Source organism: Aestuariivirga sp. (genome assembly GCF_041738905.1).
In the GTDB taxonomy this organism is placed as follows: Bacteria; Pseudomonadota; Alphaproteobacteria; order Rhizobiales; family Aestuariivirgaceae; genus Aestuariivirga.
The window spans coordinates 1-21,379 of sequence record NZ_JBGSOZ010000163.1 but is presented as its reverse complement, the minus strand read 5'-3'; the positions used below and the strand labels follow the sequence as shown (position 1 = coordinate 21,379).

Here is a 21,379-nt window from a genome sequence, read left to right as displayed (position 1 = left end):
TCCACAGGAGATGCTGCACATGTCCATTCTGCCCGACCGTTCTGCCATTGCCGCAAAGCTGTTCGCCGACGAGACGGCGACCGTCCGGAACCTGGCGGCGGAGGCGGCATTCTTTCCCGATGAGGAGCGGCGCGTGGCGGAACTCGCCCGGCAGCTCGTGGCGGCGGTCAGGGCAGGGCGGCGCCAGCAAGGCGGCATCGACGCGTTCATGCAGGAATATTCGCTCTCCTCCGAAGAGGGCGTGGTGCTGATGTGCCTCGCCGAGGCGCTGCTCCGCATCCCCGATGCCGAGACGGCGGACAAGCTCATCGCCGACAAGGTGGGCGGCAAGGACTGGGAGCGGCATCTGGGTCAATCCGAGTCGCTGTTCGTCAATGCCTCCGCATGGGGATTGATGCTCACGGGCCGCTTCGTCGATCTGGGGCGGATCGCGCGAAGTGACGTGGGCGCCTATCTCAAGAAGCTCGTCACGCGGTCTGGCGAACCCATCGTCCGCAATGCCATGAAGCAGGCCATGCGCATCATGGGTAAGCAGTTCGTCCTTGGGCGGACGATCGACGAAGCGCTGTCGGTTGCCGCCCCGCAGGAGGCGGAGGGCTATCGCTTCTCATACGACATGCTGGGCGAGGCGGCCTTCACGATGGAGGATGCACACCGCTATTTTGCATCATATCAGAACGCCCTGAAGACGCTGGGCGCCAGGACAAAAGGCAGCGACATCTTCGCCCGCGCCTCGATCTCGGTGAAGCTCTCCGCACTCCATCCGCGTTACGAGGAAAAGCAGGAGGCGCGCGTTATGGCGGAGCTTCTGCCGCGCGTCGCCGAACTCGCCATGCAGGCCAAGGCGCTGAATGTCGGCTTCACCATCGACGCCGAGGAAGTGAACCGCCTCGATCTTTCGCTGGAGCTGCTCGGACGCCTCGCGCAGGATGAAAGGCTGTCGAACTGGAACGGGCTCGGCCTTGCGGTGCAGGCCTATTCGAAGCGTGCCAGGCCTGTTCTTGAGTGGCTTGCGGCGGTTGCTCAATCGACGGGCCGCGTGCTGCCGGTGCGCCTCGTCAAGGGCGCCTATTGGGACACCGAAGTGAAGCGCGCGCAGGAGCAGGGGCTCCCCGCCTATCCGCTGTTCACGCGCAAGGTTTCGACCGACGTCAGCTATCTCGCCTGCGCAAGGTTCCTGCTGGCGCGGCGCGATGTGTTCTACCCCCAGTTCGCCACCCACAATGCGCATTCGCTCGCCGCCATTTCGGTGCTGGCCGGCAATGACCGGCGCTTCGAGTTCCAGCGGCTCCATGGCATGGGGCAGGCGCTCTATGAGCAGGTCGTCGGCAAGGACAAGATGAACCAGCCCTGCCGCATCTATGCGCCCGTCGGGAGCCACGAGGACCTGCTGGCCTATCTGGTGCGGCGGCTTCTGGAGAACGGCGCCAACACGTCCTTCGTCAATCGGCTGGCGGACGATGAGGCGCCGATTGCCGACATCATCGCCGACCCCATGGTGGAGGTGGGCAAGCTTGCCGAGATTCCGCATCCGAAGATTCCACAGCCTGCGAACATCTTCCCGGGCCGAGTGAATTCGAGAGGCGCGGCGCTCTGGGATGACGGGACGCGGTTGAAGCTGACACGCGGCATGGACAAGGCGCTGGCCCAGCCCTTCGAAGCCCACGTGCTCATTGATGGCAAGCCGGACATTGGCGGGCCCGTCCGCCGCATCACCTCTCCGCACGATCGCCGCGTCCAGATCGGTGAGGTGTGGGAGGCGGACGAGAATGCCGTAGCCCGCGCCATGGCCGGTGCAGCCTTAGCGCAAATCGAGTGGGATCTCGCGGGAGGCACGATGCGGGCTGCCATCCTCGAAAAAGCGGCCGATCTCTACGAGGCCAACACCGATCGGTTTTCCGCGTTGCTGGCGCGCGAGGCGGGCAAGACCCTCGAAAATGCCATTGGCGATATTCGCGAGGCGGTCGATTTCCTGCGTTACTATGCAGTTCAAGCCCGCGAGGATTTCAATGGGCCGTTGCTTCTCCCCGGGCCTACTGGCGAGCGCAACGAGATGTCGTTGCATGGCCGGGGTGTCTTTGCCTGCATTTCGCCATGGAACTTTCCGCTGGCAATATTCACCGGCCAGGTCTCGGCGGCACTCGCCTCAGGAAATGCGGTCGTGTCCAAGCCCGCCGAGCAAACGCCGTTGATCGCTTTCGAAGCGGTGCGGCTGCTGCATGATGCAGGCATTCCCAAATCCGTCCTGCAACTCCTGCCCGGTGACGGCGCGCGGATCGGCAAGGTGTTGCTGTCTCATCCAGCGCTTTCGGGCGTTGCGTTTACCGGTTCCAACGAGACCGCCGCGATCATCAACCGGGCACTTGCGGCGCGCGATGGGGCCATCCCGACGCTCATCGCCGAGACCGGCGGCATGAACGCAATGATCGTCGATTCCTCCGCTTTGCCCGAACAGGCGGTGCGCGACGTTCTGGCTTCGGCCTTTGACAGCGCGGGTCAGCGCTGCTCGGCGGCACGCCTCCTCTTCGTGCAGGACGATTCCGCGAACCGGGTCATCGCCATGCTGAAGGGCGCCATGGCGGAACTGAAGGTCGGCGACCCCATGGACTTCTCGACCGACGTCGGCCCGGTGATCGACGAGGATGCCCGCCAGTCTCTCGAAGCTCACAAGGCCCGTATGAAGGCTGAAGCAAAAACCATTCTTGATCTGAAGCTTGGGCCGGATTGTTCAAACGGCACTTTCGTTGCGCCCGCGGCCTATGAACTGTCTTCGATCAGTTCCCTGAAGCGTGAGGTCTTCGGGCCGGTGCTGCATGTGGTGCGCTTTTCAGGCGACCGGATCGCGGAGGTCTGCACGGCACTCAACGGCACAGGTTATGGCCTCACGCTCGGGCTTCATACGCGCATAGAGACCACAGCGGCCGAGATCCGGCGGCGAGTGCGGGTAGGGAACCTTTACGTGAACCGTAACCAGATCGGTGCCGTCGTGGGAGCGCAGCCTTTTGGCGGCGAGGGGCTTTCCGGCACCGGCCCAAAGGCAGGCGGGCCGCACTATCTCCATCGCTTTGCCACGGAGCGGGTCTGTTCGACGGACACGACAGCCTCTGGTGGAAATGCCGCACTGATGTCCATGTGACTCACTAAAATTTAAGCTTACTCCTTAAGTCGACGGTGAGCGTCTCGGCTCTAGGCTTCTTCAAATTAGAGGAATGCCATGTGCTTTGAACCGCGACGCGAGCCCCGTGAGGCGTTCACCTCCTTCGAGGACGCGACCCAGTATCTGGAGAAGATGTGCCGCACCTTCATGGTGCGCCATTTCTCCTATTGGAGCCTGTCGCTCTATCATGGACAGCCTGACCAGGTGACCTGGATCGCCACCTATGACCCCGCCTACATGGCCTACTACATGGGCCACTACACGCCGCTGGGTGATCCCGGGTTCGACAGTTCGGGGGCAAAGCAGGGCGTTATCGACTGGTCGGAACTGAATGCTATCGACAGCACGGCGCTGGAAATCCAGGAAGCCGCAGCGCGCTATGGCATCGCCAAGCATGGTCTGTCCTATCACTTCACGGATGGACCGGACCGGGCGATCATGTTCTCGGTCAACGTCGATTGCCTGCCGACGCAATGGGCGGCCGAAAAGGCCCGCATCATCGGTGGCTTCTGCGGTTTCGCGCATTACTTCCATGGCCGTTGCCGTTCATTGGTCGAATCCCGCCGCGCTGCAGCCTGATTTCAATCGTCGTCGCCGAAGCCGATGCCCCGGCCCACCGCCGAGCGGCCGAACTTGTCCCTGATCTTGTCCACGGCCAGTTCGGCCTTTGCGCGGGCTGCCACGCCTGCATCGAGGGTTTCGGTTTCCTGCTCGGGACTGGCCGGCGTCAGTCCCGTGATGCCCACGCCGATCAGCCGGAACGCCGTGCCTGTCGCCTCGCGCTGGAGCATGGGGATTGCGGCGTCATAGATGCGGTTCGCCAGCAGTGTCGGATCCGACAGGGATGAATTGCGCGTGCGGAGCTTGAAGTCCGCGGTCTTCAATTTCAGCACCACAGTATGACCCGCGACACCTTCCGCCTTCGCGCGCCGCGAGACTTTCTCCGCAAGCGGCCAGAGGATGCGTTCGAGTTCGGCGCAATCCGAGATGTCGGTATTGAATGTTGTCTCCGCACTGATCGATTTCGAATGATCGTCGGTCGAGACGTGACGGTCATCCTCTCCGCGCGACAGGTGATAGAGCCTGGCCCCCATGCTGCCGAAGCGGCGCATCAGTTCGATCTTGTCCATGGCCTGCAACTGACCGATGTGGGTGATGCCACCCTTGGCCAGTTGCTCCTGCATGGCCTTGCCTACACCCCAGATGAATCCAACTGGCCGCTCGGCAAGGAAAGTCAACGTTTCAGCCCGCCCGAGCACCGAAAACCCGCGCGGCTTTTCGAGATCGGATGCCAGCTTGGCGAGGAACTTGTTGTGCGACAGGCCAACGGAAGCCGTGATGCCGGCTTCGCTGCTGATGCGGGCCAGCAGCTTTGCCAGTGTCAGGGCGGGGCTCATGCCATGGAGCCTCGCGGTTCCGGTCAAGTCGAGAAAAGCCTCGTCGATCGAAAGCGGCTGCACCAGCGGCGTCACGTCCATCATCATGCCCCTCACGAGGCGGCCGACTTCGGAATATTTCGGCATGTTCGGCTTGATGACAACCGCCTCGGGGCAGAGCTTCAGCGCCTTGAACATGGGCATCGCGGATTTGACGCCACGGATGCGCGCGATGTAGCAGGCGGTTGACACAACACCCCGCACGCCGCCGCCGATGATCAATGGCTTGTCGGCGAGCTCGGGGTTGTCGCGCTTTTCAACCGCCGCATAGAAGGCATCGCAGTCGATATGGGCGATCGAGAGCTGATGCAATTCAGGATGGCGGAGCAGGCGCGGGCTGCCGCAGGAAAGGCAGCGGCGCTCATCGGCACTTGCAGCCGTGTAGCAGTCGCGGCAGAAGCCCGCCGTCGCAGCACCGTCATTCATGGAACGAATAGTAGCGCCAGTCCACGAAATGGGGAACACTGCTACGCTGGACGAAACCCTGCAGGGAGATATTGATGTACAAGCTCTACAATGTGAAGGCCTGGGGATCGATCTCCATCCATTGCCTGCTCGAGGAAATGGAAGTGCCCTACACCAATATCTGGATGACGGCGGAACAGGTGAGGGCGCCAGAGTTTCGGGAGTTCAGTCCTCTGGGCATGATCCCGGCTCTTGGACTGGCGGATGGACGCACGCTCTACGAATCAGCGGCGATCGTGTCGTTTCTGGTAGCGGCCCATCCGGATAAACAGATGTCGCCGCAGCTTGGGAGCGAGGCTTATGGCGATTTCATGAGCTTGCTCCATATGATGAGCACGGAACTCTATCCCACGATCAGCCTTGCCTTTGGCGGGAACGCCTACGCCCAGACTCCCGAACAGGACGCGTTCATCGTCGAGACGGCCGAGGCGCGGGCGGATACCTACTGGAAATTGCTGGAAAAACGGCTGACGAAGGCCACACCATGGCTCATGGGACGTGATTTCTCGGCGCTCGATATCTATGCCTTTATGCTCTCGATCTGGGGAAGGCCCAGCGAGACGGCGCTTCATGGCAAGTTCCCCGCCATCGCAAAGCTGGCGGCATCCGTTCGCGCGCGGCCAAAACTCAAGGCCGTGCTCGAGTCGCATGGCGTTCTTGAACTCGGCGGCTACCCGGCCTGACCACCGGGGGTCGTTCAGGCGCCGCCGATCAACCCGAGGATATGCGGCTTTGCTTCCGTCCAGCTGGCGGTGCGGAGCGACACGAAATCCAGGGGCTCGATGTGGCGCGAAAATCGTTCGTCATGCAGAAAGTGGACGAGATGCACGTCGGGCGCGTGATCATAGGCCGAGGAAATGAAAGCGGGGCTGTCGTCGATGAAGACGGCGGCCTGCTGCTTCGATCGCTTCACCAGATCGCTGATCGCAGGGCCTTTCGGGCCTGAATTGGTGACGACGGGGAACGACAACCCGTGGCCCGCGAGATTCTCGCGGCGATGGTCGCCCGACGTGTGGGGCAGGTTGGTGAGCAGCACCACATCCGCAGTCTCGGCGATATGGAGCAGCGAATCGATGGCCCCGTCGATGGGCGCCAGATGCCGCGTGCGCTCGTCGAAGAAGTCGGAAATCAGTTGGGCGACCTGGGCTTCCGTGGCGGGCCGGCCGCCATCGCGATGACGGATGTTGCCGTTGAGTGCGAAGCTTGACGTGTCGAGCCAAAGGCCGCGGTCACCGATGAAGCTCTCGAAATCGCGGGTGAAATGCACAATCACCTCGTCCACGTCGCAGATGACGAGCGGACGGCCGGTGAAGCTCAAGGTCTCAAGCTGACCCATGGTAATTTCAGAAATCAATGGCTGCTCCCGGCAGTTTGCGGCGAAGTTGTACGATGCGTTCAGGCTTCAGGCCATTTTCCTCGGCAAAGATCAAGAGCAGCGTCTGGTCCGAGAGAACATGGTCCAGCAGCGCGCCCAGGAAGGCAGGATCGGCGGCCGAGGCGCGAATCGCCGCAACGTCAAGGCCCGAGAGGTCCATGAACCGGTGCAGCCGGTCCGGTTCACTTGCCAGAAATCCCAGCACTTTCAGGGCGATGATTTCGGCTTCCTCGGACGATTCGGGGCTGCTATGGCGATTCATCCTGCGATTTTAACCACCCTTGAACCTCGTTGAACAGCCAGAGCGGTTGGTTAAGCTGTTGGTTACCCGCAAGGGTGAGAGTGGCTTCCACGACAAGGGGACGCAGCGCGGACGGAAACATCCGGCGCGCACAACAGAGACAAGGCCTACAATGAGTTGGAACGTGTCAGTTTCGGCAGGATCGATGAGAACGCCAGATGCCGTGCCGGCCATGCCGAAGCGTGTCCTCATTGTCGAGGACAACGAGTTGAACATGAAGCTGTTCAACGACCTGCTTGAGGCCAATGGCTATCAGGTGATCCAGACGCGCGACGGGTTGTCCGCGCTCGATCTTGCACGCAAGCACCGTCCCGACCTCATCCTGATGGATATCCAGCTGCCTGAGGTCTCCGGCATCGAAGTCACCAAGTGGCTGAAGGAAGACGACACGCTGCGGCACATTCCGGTGATTGCCGTGACGGCCTTCGCCATGAAGGGCGACGAACAAAAGATCCGCGAAGGCGGGTGTGAGGCCTACATCTCGAAACCCATCTCGGTCGTCAGCTTCCTGCAGACCATCGACAGTTATTTGAAGAAACCAGAATGACAGCGCGCGTCCTCGTCGTCGACGACATTCTCGCCAACGTCCGGCTTCTTGAAGCGAAGCTGGCGGCTGAGTATTTCGATGTTGTGACGGCGATGAACGGCGCCGACGCCCTCGAGGCGGTCCAGCGCACCAAGCCCGACATTGTTCTTCTCGACGTCATGATGCCGGGCATCGATGGCATAGAAGTGTGCCGCCGCATCAAGGCCAATCCGCAGACCCAGCATATTCCGGTGGTGATGGTGACGGCGCTCGACCAGCCCGAAGACCGTGTGCGCGGGCTCGAGGCGGGAGCCGACGATTTTCTGACCAAGCCCGTCAACGACGTGTCGCTGTTCTGCCGGGTCAAGAGCCTTGTCCGCCTGAAGATGCTCACGGATGAACTCCGCACTCGCACCGGCGGAGACCCACTCCGGCTGATGACCAACGAGCAGATCACCGCCGACAACCGTCCTGGCAACGTTCTCGTCATCGACAACCGCGCGGCTGTTGCGGAGCGCATCAGGACGGCGCTGTCGGGCAAGCATGACGTGACCATCGCCGTCGAGCCGCAACAGGCCATCGAGGCCTGTGCCCAGTCCGAAGGCGGGTTCGAACTCATCATCGTGAACCTCGACATGGAGGGAATCGACGCGCTGCGAATCTGTTCGCAGCTGAAGAGCATGGAGCAGACCCGGCAGACGCCGATCCTCATCATCGTCGATCCCGACGATCACCAGCGCCTGCTCCGGGCGCTCGACATGGGCGTCAATGACTATCTGATCCGCCCGATCGACAAGCAGGAACTCCAGGCGCGCGTCTCGACCCAGATCCGCCGCTACCGCTACACCGAGCAGCTTCGTACCAGCGTCAAGGCCTCGATCGAGATGGCGGTGACGGACGCGCTCACGGGCCTCTACAACCGGCGCTATCTCGAAACCCATCTGGCGCATCTGATCGAGCACGCGGTCAATCGCGGCAAGCCGCTTTCTGTGCTCACCCTCGATGTCGACTTCTTCAAGTCCGTGAACGATACCTACGGTCACGACGCAGGCGACCGTGTGCTGCAGGAACTGTCAGGCCGGATCCGGTCGTCCATCCGGAACATAGATCTTGCGTGCCGGACAGGCGGCGAGGAGTTTGTCGTGGTTCTGCCCGGCACGGACCTCCAGACTGCCGAGCGGGTTGGAGAACGCATCCGCAAGACCGTGGCGGGCAAGCCGTTCAACGCGGCCCCAGAATGTCATCTCACCATTACGGTGTCTCTCGGCATTTCCGCCCTGACGACGGTGGAAGAGGGCGTCGACGATCTGCTGAAGCGGGCCGACCAGGCGCTCTACCGGGCCAAGCGCGAGGGCCGCAACCGGGTCATCCTGTCGGCCGCGTGATCGGCCTCGGCACGTTGCAAGCATTTCCATCGCACGGGAACTGTTGTAGACCCCGCCAGCGATGACGATTGTCGACAAGACATTGACCGAAGACGAGGACAGCAAGCGTTGGGGACCCCGCGGAACGGCGGGTGCAACCTTTGCGGGGCTTCTCGAATTCGAGAATGTCTCCAAGCGGTTTGGCCGCACGGCCGCCGTGATGGATGTCTCCCTGAAGCTCCATCCCGGCGAGATCGCCTGCCTGCTCGGGCCTTCGGGTTGCGGCAAGACCACGCTGCTGCGGATAGCAGCGGGGATCGAGAAACCCGACCTGGGGCGTCTGCTCTTCGATGGGCAGGAGATGGCTGGACCATCACGCTTTGTACCTCCGGAAAGGCGGAACATCGGACTGATGTTCCAGGATTTCGCGCTGTTTCCCCATCTGTCGATCCTCGACAACGTGGCCTTCGGCCTGCGCAACCTGCCGCGCAAGGAAGCTCACACGATCGCACTCCATGCGCTGGAGCGCGTCGGGTTGGCGAGCTATGCCGCGAATTTTCCCCATCACCTTTCGGGTGGCGAGCAGCAGCGCGTGGCGCTGGCCCGCGCTGTTGTGCCCAGGCCGCAGGTGATGCTGATGGATGAGCCGTTCTCCGGGCTAGACCAGCGGCTTCGGGAATCCGTCAGGGCCGAAACCCTGACCTTGCTGCGGGAGACCCGAGCCTCCTGCCTTCTTGTCACGCACGACCCTGTGGAGGCCATGGGGCTCGCCGACCGGATATTCCTCATGCGGCAGGGCCGTCTGATCCAGGCGGGTACGCCTGAAGAACTGTACCGGAAACCCGCCGATGCTGCTGCGGCGAGGTTCTTTTCCGACACCAACGAGATCAGGGGACGCCTGACCGGGGCAGCGGTCGATACGCCGCTCGGCTTGTTCCCGGCTCCGCCCTACGCCAGTGGCCAAACGGCCATCGTCATGGTCCGGCCGCAAGGCATAAAGCGGGCACGGCAAGGAGAAGGCATCGAGGGCTTTGTCACCGAAACCCGTTTCCAGGGTGACGATGTCAAGTGCACCGTGATCTTCCAGGGAATCGAGGAGCCCCTGACGGCGCTCATCGACTCCCGGTCGGCGCCAGTCAAGGGGCAGGCCGCGTGGTTCACCATCGATCAGGAGCACGTTTTTGTCTTTGAATTCGGCAGCGCCGCTCCTATCTCCTGACTTCGTTGGCTTTGGTTGCGGCGCGCGGGGCTTTCTGCTTTAGTGCCGCGAAACGTGAGGAGAGAGGATGCTCTCTCCTGGAAGAGGGAGTTTGTCTTATGGGTGCAATGTCAGTCTGGCACTGGGCGCTGGTGATCCTCGTGGTCGTCCTGCTCTTTGGCCGCGGTAAGATTTCCGATCTGATGGGTGATGTCGCGAAGGGCATCAAGAGCTTCAAGAAGGGCATGGCGGACGACGATACGGCAACGGCCAGCACCGAGCCCAAGCCGATCGAGCAGCAGCCTGTCGTCAAGACTGAAGCCGAGAAGGTCAAGAGCTAAGGCCAGCCGGCCGAGACGGGCCGGAATTCATCATGTTCGACTTCGGCGTCGGTTATACCGAATTGTTCCTTGTTGCTGTGGTGGCGATCATCGTCATCGGTCCCAAAGACTTGCCTCGCGTGCTCCGCGCAATGGGGAAAACCTTAGGGAAGATGCGCGGCATGGCCAGGGAATTCCAGGGCCAGCTGGACAGCGCACTCAAGGACTCCGGGCTCGACGAGGTGAAGAAGGAATTCGACAACCTCAAGAACATCAACCCGATCGAGCCCGTGAAGAAGACCATCGTGGACGATGTGAAGAAGCAGGAAGACGACTTCAAGAAGCTCTTCGGCGAGGTGCCTTCACCTGACGCGCCGAAACCGCCTACAGCTACGGCACCGTCATGAGCAAGAGCGAGATCGACGCTTCGGAAGCCCCTCTGATCGAGCATCTGGTCGAGTTGAGGACCCGGCTCATGTGGTGTGTGGCGGGTTTCATTCTTGCCTTCATTGTCAGCTTCTTCTTTTCGACCGACATTCTCCATTACCTCGTGCTGCCCTTCAAATGGGGGACGGGCGAGGATGTGAGCCTCATCTCGATCAAGCTTCTGGGCGTGTTCCTGGTGAAGCTGAAGATTGCGATGTTCGGCGGCATGTTCATCGGCTTTCCGCTGATGGCCACCCAACTTTACAAGTTCGTGGCGCCCGGCCTCTACAGCCACGAGAAGCAGGCCTTCCTGCCGTATCTGATCGCAACGCCCCTGTTCTTTCTGCTGGGCGCGGCGCTCGTCTATTTCTTCCTGCTGCCGGTCGCCATCCACTTCTTCTACAATCTCGCCGCCGGCACCGGCACGGATGGCCATCAGGGCATCCAACTCATGCCCGACATCGAGGCCTATCTCGATTTCGTGATGATGCTCATTCTGGCCTTCGGGCTTTGCTTCCAGCTTCCCGTGATCCTCACCCTGCTAGGGCAGATCGGCATCCTGACCTACGACCAGCTCAAGAACGGCCGGAAGTTCGCCATCGTGGGTGTCTTCGTGGTAGCTGCGGTGCTGACACCGCCCGACCCCATATCCCAGATCTCCATGGCCGTGCCGCTCATTCTGCTTTACGAGGTGTCGGTGCAGGCGGTGCGCTTCATCGATTTCCGCCGCAAGCGGAAGCAGGCCGCCGAGGATGCCAAGGAAGCCGCCGAGGCATAGCCTCCGCCATCTTGCGTTTTCGGTCCAGCAATCATCTTCCCCTCATGCCCTTTGCCGTCCTATAGGGAGGACCTGACAAGGGATTCACGACATGCACGACATCAAGGCCATCCGCGACAATCCGGAGGCGTTCGACAAGGGTCTGGCGCGGCGGGGCCTCGGCGGCCTGTCGGCGGAGCTTCTGAAGATCGACGCCGAGCGGCGCGACCATGTGCAGAAGTTGCAGGACGCGCAAGCCCGCCGGAACGCGGCCTCGAAGGAAATCGGCGAAGCCATGAAGTCGGGCGACAAGGCGCGTGCCGAGGCGCTCAAGGCCGAGATGGGTTCGATCAAGGATTTCATCGCTTCGGGAGAGGCTGTGGAGCGCGACATCGACGAGCGCCTCAAGGCGGCATTGGCCAGCATTCCCAACATTCCGCTCGATGAGGTTCCGGAAGGTGTCGACGAAACCGGCAATGTCGAGGTCCGGCGCTGGGGCACGGCACCGGCCTTTGCTTATGAGCCCCGACAGCATTTCGACATCGGCGAGTGGCTTGGGCTGATGGATTTCGAGACGGCCGCGAAGATCGCGGGCGCGCGGTTCGTCGTGATGAAGGGACAGTTGGCGCGGCTGGAGCGGGCACTCGCCCAGTTCATGCTCGACCACCAGACGGGCACGAATGGCTATACGGAACACTACGTGCCCTTCATGGTGAATGACAGCGCGGTATTCGGAACGAACCAGCTTCCGAAATTCGCCGAGGACCTGTTCAGGACCACGGATGGCCGATGGCTCATCCCGACGGCAGAAGTTTCGCTCACCAATCTCGTGCGCGAGAAGATCGTTGACGAAAAAGACCTGCCAATACGGCTCACGGCCTATACGCCGTGCTTCCGCGCGGAAGCAGGTTCGGCGGGCCGCGATACGCGCGGCATGATCCGCCAGCACCAGTTCTCGAAGGTCGAACTCGTGTCGATCACTACGCCCGAGCAATCGCGTGACGAACTGGAACGGATGACGGGTTGCGCCGAGAGCATCCTTCAGACACTGGGACTGCCTTACCGCGTGATGCGGCTTTGTGCCGGTGACATGGGCTTCGGCGCGCGTATGACCTATGATCTTGAGGTCTGGCTGCCCGGCCAGAATTCCTATCGCGAAATTTCGTCGTGCTCGGTGTGCGGCGACTTCCAGGCGCGGCGCATGGATGCACGCTACAAGCCGGCCGATGGCAAGGGCACGCGCTACGTCCACACGCTGAACGGTTCGGGCCTTGCGGTTGGCCGCACCATCGTGGCGATCCTCGAAAATTATCAGAACGCCGATGGTTCTGTCACAATCCCCGAAGCCCTGCGCCCCTATATGGGTGGCGCTGACAAGATCACGAGGCCCTGACATGCGCATTCTGGTGACCAACGATGACGGCATTCACGCGCCGGGACTTGAAACACTCGAACGCATCGCCCGGACCCTGTCGGACGATGTGTGGATCGTGGCGCCCGACGAGGAAAATTCCGGGGCAGGGCATTCGCTGTCGCTCGCCAATCCGCTGCGCTACCGAAAGATCGCCGAGCGGCGCTTCGAGGTTTCGGGCACGCCCACCGACTGCGTGGTGATGGCGGCGCGGAAGATTCTTCCCGGCGATCCCGACCTTGTTCTGTCGGGCGTCAACCGCGGCCAAAACATCGCTGACGATGTCACCTATTCCGGCACCATCGCCGCTGCGATGGAGGGTACCCAACTGGGCTTCAAGTCGATTGCGCTCAGCCAGGTGACGGGCATTCATGGCAACGGGTTTTCTTACGAAGTGGCCGAGCAGCATGGTTCCGCCATCGTTCAGAAGCTGCTGCCGATGAACTTCGGCCCCGGCGTGTTGATGAACGTCAATTTTCCCGATTGCCGGCCGGACGATGTGCAGGGCGTGGAGGTGACGCGGCAGGGCAAGCGCGACGCCAACCTGTTGCATGTGGACGAGCGCATGGACATGCGCGGCAACCCCTATTACTGGCTGGGCTTCAAGCGTGAGCGCGGCAACCCGCCGGCCGGCACCGATTTGTGGGCTGTGTTCAACCGCCGCATCTCGGTCACCCCGCTGCACATGAACCTGACGCAGGTCGAGGCGATGGAGGCCGTAAGGACGGTCCTCGGCGCGCCGTGACGCCCGATCCGCGCAAGACCAGTTTGTTGGCCGCTCTCCGGCGAAACGGCATCGCGGATGAACGCGTGCTGGAAGCCATCGAGAAAGTGCCGCGCGAGGTCTTCGTGGAGGATGCGTTCTCGGACCAGGCCTATGCCGACCAGGCCTTGCCGATCTCGTGCGGGCAGACGATCTCGCAGCCCTATGTCGTAGCGTTGATGACGGAGGGCCTCCGCGTCGAAAGTGATCATCGCGTGCTGGAGATCGGCACGGGATCAGGCTACCAGACCGCCGTTCTGGCGCATCTCTGCAAGCGCGTCTATTCCATCGAGCGTTACCGCACGCTCTCCGAAACAGCGGCCGAGCGGCTGAAGTCGCTGAAGATAAAGAACGTGACGTTGCAGGTGAGCGACGGCACCAAGGGCTGGGTGCAGCTTGCGCCTTTCGATCGCATCATCGTGACGGCGGCCGCGCGCGGCGAACCTCAGGCATTGCTCGACCAGCTTGCGCCCGGGGGCGTGATGGTGATCCCCATCGAGGAGCGCGCCGGAAAGCAGGACCTGTTCCGCATCACGCGCACGGCGACGGGCTTCGAACGCGAGCATCTGATCCCGGTGCGCTTCGTGCCTCTGGTGGAAGGCGTGCCGCGCGACGGCTAGAGTATGAAGTCCGCCGCCGTGAGTGTTCCAACCCCTTTCAGCAGGATGGTGAACTCGGCGGCCGCATCACTATCCGTGCTGCCCGAGACGATGACATCGCTGCCGCTCGTGGCGAACGTCACCTGACCCACGCCTGTGAGGGCTGTGGTCTGGAATGTGAAGGGAGCGTTGACGTTGCCTTTGCCTGTCGCGATATCCGAAATGTCGATCTTGTCGCCCGTTGCGAAGCCGATGATGATATCGGTCTTGGTGGAATTCGCGGACAGTTCATTCACCGCATTGAAGTCGAAGATGTCGTTGCCGCCGCCGCCGTTCAGCTTGTCCTGACCCCTGCCGCCGATGAGCGTGTCGGTTCCGCCCCGTCCGTTGAGTGTGTCGCTTCCGCTCCCGCCGTTCAGGACATTGCCCGCACCGTCGCCCTTGATCGTATCGTTCAATGCCGAGCCGGTCACGTTCTCGATTCCGTCAAGCACATCGAGGCCCTGGCCGATTGCCTTGACAAAGCCTTGAGACGTCACCATCCCGGCAATGCCCGTCAGGTCCACGAAAACCGCCGACGACAGCGTATCGAAGGTGGCGGTGTCGATCCCCGATCCGCCATCGACAATGTCATTGCCGGCTCCTCCGGTGAGGATGTCATTGCCCACCTGTCCCTTGATTGTGTCGTTGCCCTCACGGCCATCGATGATGTCGTTGCCGCCAGCGTTCACCGTGGTTCCGAGTGTGCCCGGAAAATTTGGCGTGGAGCTTTCGCCGAAGATGATGTCGTCTCCACTGCCGCCCTTTATGTTGTCGTTGCCCGGAGTGAGGGTTCCGCCCGTGAAGTTGAAAACGTCTCCAGCGATGGTTGTGCCGGTCGCGCTGTTGAGTGTGATCGTGTCATCGCCCGCGATCACCACGCCCGCCGACTGGCTCGCCACATCTCCGGCAATGCCGCCGCTCACGACCGAAGAGGTGATGACGTCATCGCCGCCGGTGACGAAGGAATTGGCAGTGGCCGCCGTGATGACGTCACCGCTCAGTGATATCGCGACGACGGGAATGTCCGTCGAGAAGGGTCTGATCACGATGGTGTCGTTGCCGCCCGTAACCTGCCGCAGCGCTTCCACGGCATCGCCGGTGACGATATAATCCGGTGTTGCTATCGTGGCGACGAGGCTGATCGAGATTCGGTCGGCGCCTCCTGTGAGCACACCATCGCTGATGAGCGCATCGCCTGAGATTGCGGAATCCGCACCAAGGCCCGACTTGATCGCGATGATGTCCGCGCCGCCGATGACTGTGCCGACATGGGTATCGACATCGCCGCTCAGCTTGGCGCCAACGATGCCGCCATTGCCAATGGTGAACCGGTCAGCGCCGCCGGTGAGCGTTCCGCCGATGCCGACGCCGAGTGCATCGCCGAACAGGCGCATGGAGGAACCCAGGAGCATTTCAAATGTGTCAGCGGCGCCGGTCGCCGTTTGCGCGGCACCCACCTGGATGAAGTCGCCCACGAGCCTGTAGACGCCCTCTGCCGCGGCGCTGAAACTCGTGGCGCCCGTGAGCAGGGTCTCCCAATAGGTCTCATGGAAGGCGGCGCTCGAGCTGATGTCGAGCATTGCGGTGAGCGGCGCGGAGAAGCCCGTGACCGTGTAGATTGTCTGGCCCGACCCGTTGAAGGCCATCACGCCGGACGCCGTGCCTCCCGTGGGTTCAGAGGCTCCGTTCACGGTGATGTCGTCATCGGGACTGATCACCAGAATCCGGAAATCTCCGGTCGTCGACCAGCCATAGAACTCCGCCGTGCTCGATACCGTCGCCAGGATAAAATCCGACTGTGTCGAATTGGTCATGTCGAACGCGCCGATGAGTTGAACGGAAGACATTGAAACCTCCTGCGGAAAACACTGAACCTTGCATAGCCATGCGAAATCCGCAACGCCACGGCCTCACGGTTGCCGCAAAGGAAGCGTGAAGTCCGGTCGAGCCGGAGATCACCTTCTTGCGGCCGCCGGGGACCGTTGAGAGACTCAACCCATTCGCGTAACGGGAATATCCGAAGGAAATCAAATTGACACGGGGACACATGACACGGGGATTGAAGACAGCATTCTTTGCACTGGCTCTTGGCTGCACGGCACTGACGGGTGTGGCACAGGCGAAGGAAGTCACCATCGGGACCATCAACCACGAGGCCCGGCCCACGCGCGACGTGATCGAGATCGGCGGCCGCGAGGGCCAGTTCCGTGCGATTCGCTTCGAGGTTCGGCAGAGCGATGTCGAGGTTCTCGACTTGCGTATCGTCTACGGCAACGGCCAGACAGAGGACATCAGGGTCCGGCAGAATTTCAGAGCGGGGAGTTCGTCGCGGGTTATCGATCTTGATGGCGCCAAGCGGGCGATCCGGCAGGTGATCGTGACCTATGTGGCCAAGGGGCCGGCGAGGATCGTCTTCTTCGGCGTGGAGGGCAGTGGCGCGGCAGTCGCGAGCTGGGAGCGGCTCGGTTGCAAGGATGTCCGCTTCTCGGTTGACCGTGACACGCTGACAGTGGGCCGCAAGGAAGGCAGTTTCCGCTCCATCCGCCTGAAAGTCCGGAACGCGCCGGTCGAGATGTATGACCTCCGTGTGGTTTTTGGCAGTGGTGCGCGGCAGGATCTGCGCGTGCGGGCCGTCATCCCCCCAGGCGGCGAAACGCGTGCCATCGATCTCGTGGGCGACAATCGCGGCATCGACCGGGTCGAGATGATCTACAGGTCGATCCCCAACTTCAAGGGCACAGCGGAAGTCTGCGTGGACGGCTTGCAGCGCTGAGGCCAACCACTTCCTTTCGAGAGTGGCCGGGAGTGATCCCGGCCATCTTCGTTATGGCTGCTCGAAATCGCGGATCGACTCGATGTTGCGCGAGCGCTCGCGGATCGAGATATAAATGGCGCATGCGATGAGGATGCCAACACCCACGAAGGTCCACAGGTCGGGGAAGTCGCCAAAGAAGTACCAGCCCGCAGCCACGGCCATGATCATTTCAGTGTAGGCGAGGGGAGCAAGCAACGAGGCCTCTGAATAGTCGAAGGCTTTCACGACCAGATAATGGCCGCCATTCGCGATGAGGGCGAGAAGCACGAAGAGGCCCCATTGCTGCGGTGTCGGCTGCTCCCAGAAGAAGATGACTACGGCGCTCATGATGAGGGCGCCGGTCAGGCTTGTGTAGTAGGTCGTCACCATCGCCGGGGCTAAGCCCGAAATCTTCCGCGTCAGCAGCATGTAGATGGCAAGCGACGCGCCCGCGGCCAGCGCCATCACCACGCCGGGGTTGAGTTCCTGAAAGCCCGGACGAATGATGATCAGTGTGCCGATGAACCCGATGATGACGGCGATCCACCGCCTGATCCCGACATGCTCGCCAAGGACCACCGGAGAGAGAAGGGTTACGATGAGAGGCTGGACGAAGAAGATCGAGAGCGTGTCGGCGATCGACAGGTAGTGCAGCGCCCAGAAGAAGAATGCCGTTGCCGCAATGAGGAAACTGGCGCGGACCGCGTGCATCACCGGCATGTTGGGCATCAGGCCCCTGGGCCCGGCGAGCTTGAGTGCAAAGGGGAGGGTGATGAATGTGCCGAAGAACAGCCGCGCCCACACGATCTGCAGCACCGGCAGGCCCTGCTGTCCGAGATACTTTGCGATCACGTCAAGGAATGGCAGGATCGCCATTGCAAGCAGCATCAGCCCGATGCCGATGAGGGAATTGGCGGGACGTTCGGTCATGCCCCGCCTTTAGCTGCCTCGCCGTTCGAGAACTAGGCCTTGAGCCTTGCGTTCTCGGCATCCCAGACCGACTCGGGGATGATCCGGGCCTTGCGTTTTTCGGTGAAGACGAGAACGTCGAATTCGGTGCCGTTGGCGGTCAGTTCCGGCGAGACATAGGCGAAGGCGAGCGACTTGTCCGTCTTGTGGCCGAAGGCGCCCGACGTGGTGACGCCGACGATCTTGTCGCCATGATAGACAGGCTCGTTGCCGACGCAGTCCGAGTCGGTGTTGTCGACCTCCATGTAGACAAGCTTCATGCGGGGGCCGCGCTGCTTCATGGAGAGTGTCGGTGCCTTGCCGATGAAGTCGGCCTTGTCGAGGCGGAGGAACCGTTCCATCGAGGCTTCGATCATGTCGATCTCGGTGGTGAGTTCCGAGCCCCAGCCGCGATAGGACTTTTCCATGCGGAGCGAGTTCATGGCGTAAGTGCCGAACAGCTTAATACCATGGGGTTTGCCCGCCGCCATCAAGGCATCGAACACCTTCGGCATGTCCGCCATGGGAACATGGAGTTCCCAGCCTAGCTCGCCGACATAGTTGACGCGGAGCAGCCGCACGCCGTCGACGCCCGCCACCGTGGCGGTCTTTCCAGTGAGCCATCGGAAGCTTGCGTTGGTGAGATCGGTCGACGTGCATTGGCTCAGAACGTCACGTGCCAGCGGTCCAGCCAGAACCAGCACGCCATAGTCATCCGTGATGTCGGTGATGGTGACGTCTTCGCCCTCCAGCTTGCGCCAGTTCATCTGGTCGAGGTCGTGGAGTTGGGCGACCGCCGCCGAGAGCACATAGAAATGATCGGCGCTGAAGCGCGTGACCGTGATCTCGGACTCGATGAAACCGTTGGCGTTCAGCAGGTGGCCAAGGATGATGCCGCCATCCTTCGCCGGGATCTTGTTGGCGCAGATGCGCTCGAGGAAGGCATGGGCGTCCTTGCCCTTCACATCGTATTTCGAGAAGGTCGAGAGGTCCATGAGGCCCACGCGCTCGCGCACGGCCAATGCTTCCTCCTTCACGGCGTTCCACCAGTTCGAGCGGCGGTAGGAATACGTCTCCCCTTCGCCTGACGTGTCGTACCAGCGCGGGCGTTCCCATCCGAAAATCTGCGCGAACTGAGCGCCTTCCGCCTTGAGCTTGTCATAGAGGGACGACTTGCGGAGGCCGCGGCCCACCTCGTGCTGCTCGGCAGGCTTGTAGCAGTAATACATGTGGTGATAGTCGGCGACGGAGACCTCCGCCGTGTAGTCCTTCGTCGCCCAGTTGCCGAAGCGGCGCGGGTCGAATTCGCGCATGTTGATCTCGGCCTGGCCATGCACCATCCATTGCGCCAGATACTTGCCGGCACCGCCGCCCTGGCAGATGCCGATCGAGGCGCCGCAATGCATCCAGTAGTTCTTCGGGCCATGCGCCGGGCCTGAGAGATAAACGCCATCCGGCGTGTGGGTGATGGCGCCGGAGATGATGGATTTCACGCCGGTCTGGCCGAACAGCGGCAGGCGCTCGGTGGCCTTTTCGAGCCAAGGCATGATGCGGTCGAGTTCGGGGGCTTCGAGTTCGGATTCATAGTCCCAGCGCGGCGGCTGGCCGTCCCAGCACACATGCGCCGTGGCCGTCTCGTAAGGCCCGACGAGCACCCCGTTGGTCTCCTCGCGGAGATAGGCGTGGGAATAGGGGTCGCGCACCACGGGGAGTTCCATCTTCAGGTCGACCAGTTCCTGCAATGGCTCGGTGATCACATAGTGGTGCAGCATGTTGGCGATGGGCACGTTGTGGCCCGTCCATGCGCCCACCACGTCGCAGTAGGAGCCGGCCGCGTTCACCACATGCTCGCAGTCGATGGTGCCTTGCTCGGTGAAGACCCGCCATTCGCCATTGGGCAGCAGCTTGATGTCCATCACGCGGTTGCGGCGCACGATCTCGGCGCCGAGCTGGCGGGCACCGGCGGCCATGGCGTTGGTGATGTCGGCGGGCGCCACGTGACCGTCACTCACGGTGCGGAAGGCAGCCTTGATGCCGAAGGTTTCAAGATAGGGGTGGTATTGCTTGATCTCGGACGGCCCGATGATCTCGCACTCATATCCGGCGAGCCGCGAAATGCCGTAGACGTATTTCAGCCAGTTCACTTCCTCATCGGTGGTGGCGAGGCGCAAGCCGCCGCAGCCATGCCACGAAACGGCTTGACCGGTGAGCTCTTCAAGCCTGGGGTAAAGCTCGGTGCCATAGACATGCACCTTGGTCATGTTGAGGGAGCCGTTGAAATGCGGGCACTGGCCCGCTGCGTGCCATGTCGAGCCGGAGGTGAGTTCGCCCTTCTCGACCAGGACGATGTCGGTCCAGCCCTCAAGTGCGAGGTGGTAGAGCAAGCCCACCCCCATCACGCCACCACCGACAATTACCACGCGTGCATGCGACTTCATTTCAATCTCCTGAAACTCTCGGCGAAAGAATAGATCGGCCACCTGCCGCCGCTCAAGGTCCAGTCAATCCTCTTCAACTGTCCGGGGCTGTTTTCAAGAGCAATTGCAATCCCGGTGTGGTGAGCTCAGCTCAACAGAGGTTGCCCCCTTGTGCCGCGCAGGCCATATGCACAAACTGGCCGTGATTGGAGGACCCATGCGCAAGATCCTGCTGACTGCCGCTTTCGTTGCGGCCATGAACTCTTCGGCGTTTGCCACGTCCGGGCCGGGCTGCCTCGTCGTGGTGAATGTCGACCGCAACGACGCGCTCAACATGCGATCAAGGCCGACGGCAGAGTCGCGCATCGTGGATGTGCTGGTGCCGGGGAGGCATGGGATCATCCATCTCGATGCTCCGTGCCAGCCGAAGAGCGCGGCATGGAGCAGCCGCTGGTGCCCGGTCACCCACTACAATGGTGACAGCACGCGCAAAGGCTGGGTGAAGGCCCGCTATGTGCGCGACAGCGAATGTCCGTAGTCAGAAGCAGAGCGGGGAGTTGAGTCCCAGTTTCGCGAGAGACTGACAGGCCAGCGTGACCAACTGAGCCCGCTCACCCCACAAGGCCACACCGATGAGCAGCGGCGTGAACGCGCCCGATGCCATGTAATAGAGCAGGTTTCGCACGCTGCCAGGATCCCAGAACCCAGCATCATCCCACTCGGCCCCTACCACATGTTTTTCCCACTGGTAGTCATCACGCGTGAAGGTATTCAACGGCTCGCCCAGCCCCAGGTCCTCCGCAACGATCGTCGCGTGGGCGCGCCAAAAGTGCGCGAGTATGCCCAGCAACGTGCCAAGAACAATGAAGGCGAGGACAAAGGCGATATAGGCGAAGTCGGCCATGCCCCCATGGTGACCGACGGCAGTTAGTCAGAGCTTAAGGACGCGCGCAACGATAAGTGAATCGGTATTGCGTTTTTTGGCGATGCGACGGAATGACTCGGATCTGACGGATTTTTCGGCGTCGGGCGGTAGTTTAGTTTCGGTTGCATGATTGATACGCAGGCGATTCGGCAACG

The 21,379-nt window shown here is 61.8% G+C and carries 21 protein-coding genes; 14 read left to right on the top strand and 7 right to left on the bottom strand.

What is annotated here, in order from left to right:
* Window positions 1-19 precede the first annotated feature (19 nt).
* Complete coding sequence (putA, locus tag ACEW8Q_RS15450) at window positions 20-3,136, top strand: bifunctional proline dehydrogenase/L-glutamate gamma-semialdehyde dehydrogenase PutA (RefSeq protein WP_373504945.1); 3,117 nt, start codon at window positions 20-22, stop codon at window positions 3,134-3,136.
* A gap of 78 nt (window positions 3,137-3,214) precedes the next feature.
* Window positions 3,215-3,736, top strand: a complete 522-nt coding sequence (locus ACEW8Q_RS15445) for an autoinducer binding domain-containing protein (protein WP_373504944.1) — start codon at window positions 3,215-3,217, stop codon at window positions 3,734-3,736.
* 2 nt (window positions 3,737-3,738) lie between these two features.
* On the opposite strand, the gene ACEW8Q_RS15440 is transcribed toward ACEW8Q_RS15445, so the two are convergent.
* Window positions 3,739-5,019, bottom strand: coding sequence for a DNA polymerase IV (locus tag ACEW8Q_RS15440; protein WP_373504943.1), 1,281 nt, complete (start codon window positions 5,017-5,019; stop codon window positions 3,739-3,741).
* Window positions 5,020-5,093: 74 nt separating this feature from the next.
* On the opposite strand from ACEW8Q_RS15440, the gene ACEW8Q_RS15435 reads away from it, so the two are divergent.
* The gene (locus ACEW8Q_RS15435; RefSeq protein WP_373504942.1) at window positions 5,094-5,741 is read left to right on the top strand and encodes a glutathione S-transferase family protein; all 648 of its coding nucleotides are present in this window, start codon (window positions 5,094-5,096) and stop codon (window positions 5,739-5,741) included.
* Window positions 5,742-5,755: 14 nt separating this feature from the next.
* On the opposite strand, the gene ACEW8Q_RS15430 is transcribed toward ACEW8Q_RS15435, so the two are convergent.
* Together ACEW8Q_RS15430 and ACEW8Q_RS15425 are read right to left on the bottom strand one after the other, a co-directional pair.
* Complete coding sequence (locus ACEW8Q_RS15430) at window positions 5,756-6,394, bottom strand: hypothetical protein (protein ID WP_373504941.1); 639 nt, start codon at window positions 6,392-6,394, stop codon at window positions 5,756-5,758.
* A gap of 7 nt (window positions 6,395-6,401) precedes the next feature.
* A complete protein-coding gene (locus tag ACEW8Q_RS15425; protein ID WP_373504940.1) occupies window positions 6,402-6,695 on the bottom strand; it encodes a DUF3572 domain-containing protein in 294 nt (97 codons plus the stop codon).
* Between the two features lie 211 nt (window positions 6,696-6,906).
* On the opposite strand from ACEW8Q_RS15425, the gene ACEW8Q_RS15420 reads away from it, so the two are divergent.
* The 9 genes from ACEW8Q_RS15420 to ACEW8Q_RS15380 all read left to right on the top strand — a co-directional run bounded on the left by ACEW8Q_RS15420 (window position 6,907) and on the right by ACEW8Q_RS15380 (window position 14,119).
* A complete protein-coding gene (locus tag ACEW8Q_RS15420) occupies window positions 6,907-7,281 on the top strand; it encodes a response regulator (RefSeq protein WP_373504967.1) in 375 nt (124 codons plus the stop codon).
* Window positions 7,278-8,645 carry a PleD family two-component system response regulator gene (locus ACEW8Q_RS15415; protein ID WP_373504939.1) on the top strand — a complete coding sequence of 456 codons (1,368 nt, stop codon included), beginning with the start codon at window positions 7,278-7,280 and terminating at the stop codon, window positions 8,643-8,645. The genes ACEW8Q_RS15420 and ACEW8Q_RS15415 overlap by 4 nt, the downstream gene beginning before the upstream one ends.
* Window positions 8,646-8,706: 61 nt before the next feature.
* The gene (locus ACEW8Q_RS15410; RefSeq protein WP_373504938.1) at window positions 8,707-9,843 is read left to right on the top strand and encodes an ABC transporter ATP-binding protein; all 1,137 of its coding nucleotides are present in this window, start codon (window positions 8,707-8,709) and stop codon (window positions 9,841-9,843) included.
* Window positions 9,844-9,941: 98 nt separating this feature from the next.
* On the top strand, window positions 9,942-10,163 hold the full coding sequence (locus ACEW8Q_RS15405; RefSeq protein ID WP_373504937.1) for a twin-arginine translocase TatA/TatE family subunit: 222 nt from the start codon (window positions 9,942-9,944) through the stop codon (window positions 10,161-10,163).
* Between the two features lie 32 nt (window positions 10,164-10,195).
* On the top strand, window positions 10,196-10,549 hold the full coding sequence (tatB, locus tag ACEW8Q_RS15400) for a Sec-independent protein translocase protein TatB (protein ID WP_373504936.1): 354 nt from the start codon (window positions 10,196-10,198) through the stop codon (window positions 10,547-10,549).
* The gene (gene tatC / locus ACEW8Q_RS15395; protein ID WP_373504935.1) at window positions 10,546-11,346 is read left to right on the top strand and encodes a twin-arginine translocase subunit TatC; all 801 of its coding nucleotides are present in this window, start codon (window positions 10,546-10,548) and stop codon (window positions 11,344-11,346) included. Before tatB ends, tatC begins: the two co-directional genes overlap by 4 nt.
* 91 nt (window positions 11,347-11,437) lie before the next feature.
* A complete protein-coding gene (gene serS, locus ACEW8Q_RS15390) occupies window positions 11,438-12,718 on the top strand; it encodes a serine--tRNA ligase (protein ID WP_373504934.1) in 1,281 nt (426 codons plus the stop codon).
* A 1-nt stretch (window position 12,719) separates the two neighbouring features.
* Complete coding sequence (gene surE / locus ACEW8Q_RS15385; RefSeq protein WP_373504933.1) at window positions 12,720-13,481, top strand: 5'/3'-nucleotidase SurE; 762 nt, start codon at window positions 12,720-12,722, stop codon at window positions 13,479-13,481.
* Window positions 13,478-14,119: a protein-L-isoaspartate(D-aspartate) O-methyltransferase gene (locus ACEW8Q_RS15380; RefSeq protein WP_373504932.1), complete on the top strand. Its 642-nt coding sequence runs from the start codon at window positions 13,478-13,480 to the stop codon at window positions 14,117-14,119. The genes surE and ACEW8Q_RS15380 overlap by 4 nt, the downstream gene beginning before the upstream one ends.
* Here the strand turns inward: ACEW8Q_RS15380 and ACEW8Q_RS15375 are convergent.
* Window positions 14,116-15,987, bottom strand: a complete 1,872-nt coding sequence (locus tag ACEW8Q_RS15375; RefSeq protein ID WP_373504931.1) for a beta strand repeat-containing protein — start codon at window positions 15,985-15,987, stop codon at window positions 14,116-14,118. The two genes, ACEW8Q_RS15380 and ACEW8Q_RS15375, sit on opposite strands and share 4 nt — an antisense overlap.
* A 212-nt stretch (window positions 15,988-16,199) precedes the next feature.
* Between ACEW8Q_RS15375 and ACEW8Q_RS15370 the strand changes: the two genes are divergently transcribed.
* Entirely contained in the window at window positions 16,200-16,913 is a 714-nt protein-coding gene (locus ACEW8Q_RS15370) for a hypothetical protein (RefSeq protein WP_373504930.1), read from the top strand.
* Between the two features lie 51 nt (window positions 16,914-16,964).
* Here ACEW8Q_RS15370 and ACEW8Q_RS15365 read toward each other — a convergent pair whose 3' ends face one another.
* Both ACEW8Q_RS15365 and ACEW8Q_RS15360 read right to left on the bottom strand, forming a co-directional pair.
* Window positions 16,965-17,864 carry a DMT family transporter gene (locus ACEW8Q_RS15365; RefSeq protein WP_373504929.1) on the bottom strand — a complete coding sequence of 300 codons (900 nt, stop codon included), beginning with the start codon at window positions 17,862-17,864 and terminating at the stop codon, window positions 16,965-16,967.
* 32 nt (window positions 17,865-17,896) lie between these two features.
* A complete protein-coding gene (locus ACEW8Q_RS15360) occupies window positions 17,897-20,320 on the bottom strand; it encodes an FAD-dependent oxidoreductase (RefSeq protein ID WP_373504928.1) in 2,424 nt (807 codons plus the stop codon).
* Window positions 20,321-20,516: 196 nt separating this feature from the next.
* Between ACEW8Q_RS15360 and ACEW8Q_RS15355 the strand changes: the two genes are divergently transcribed.
* Window positions 20,517-20,837, top strand: a complete 321-nt coding sequence (locus tag ACEW8Q_RS15355) for a hypothetical protein (RefSeq protein WP_373504927.1) — start codon at window positions 20,517-20,519, stop codon at window positions 20,835-20,837.
* On the opposite strand, the gene ACEW8Q_RS15350 is transcribed toward ACEW8Q_RS15355, so the two are convergent.
* Window positions 20,838-21,203, bottom strand: a complete 366-nt coding sequence (locus ACEW8Q_RS15350) for a hypothetical protein (RefSeq protein ID WP_373504926.1) — start codon at window positions 21,201-21,203, stop codon at window positions 20,838-20,840.
* Window positions 21,204-21,379: the final 176 nt, after the last annotated feature.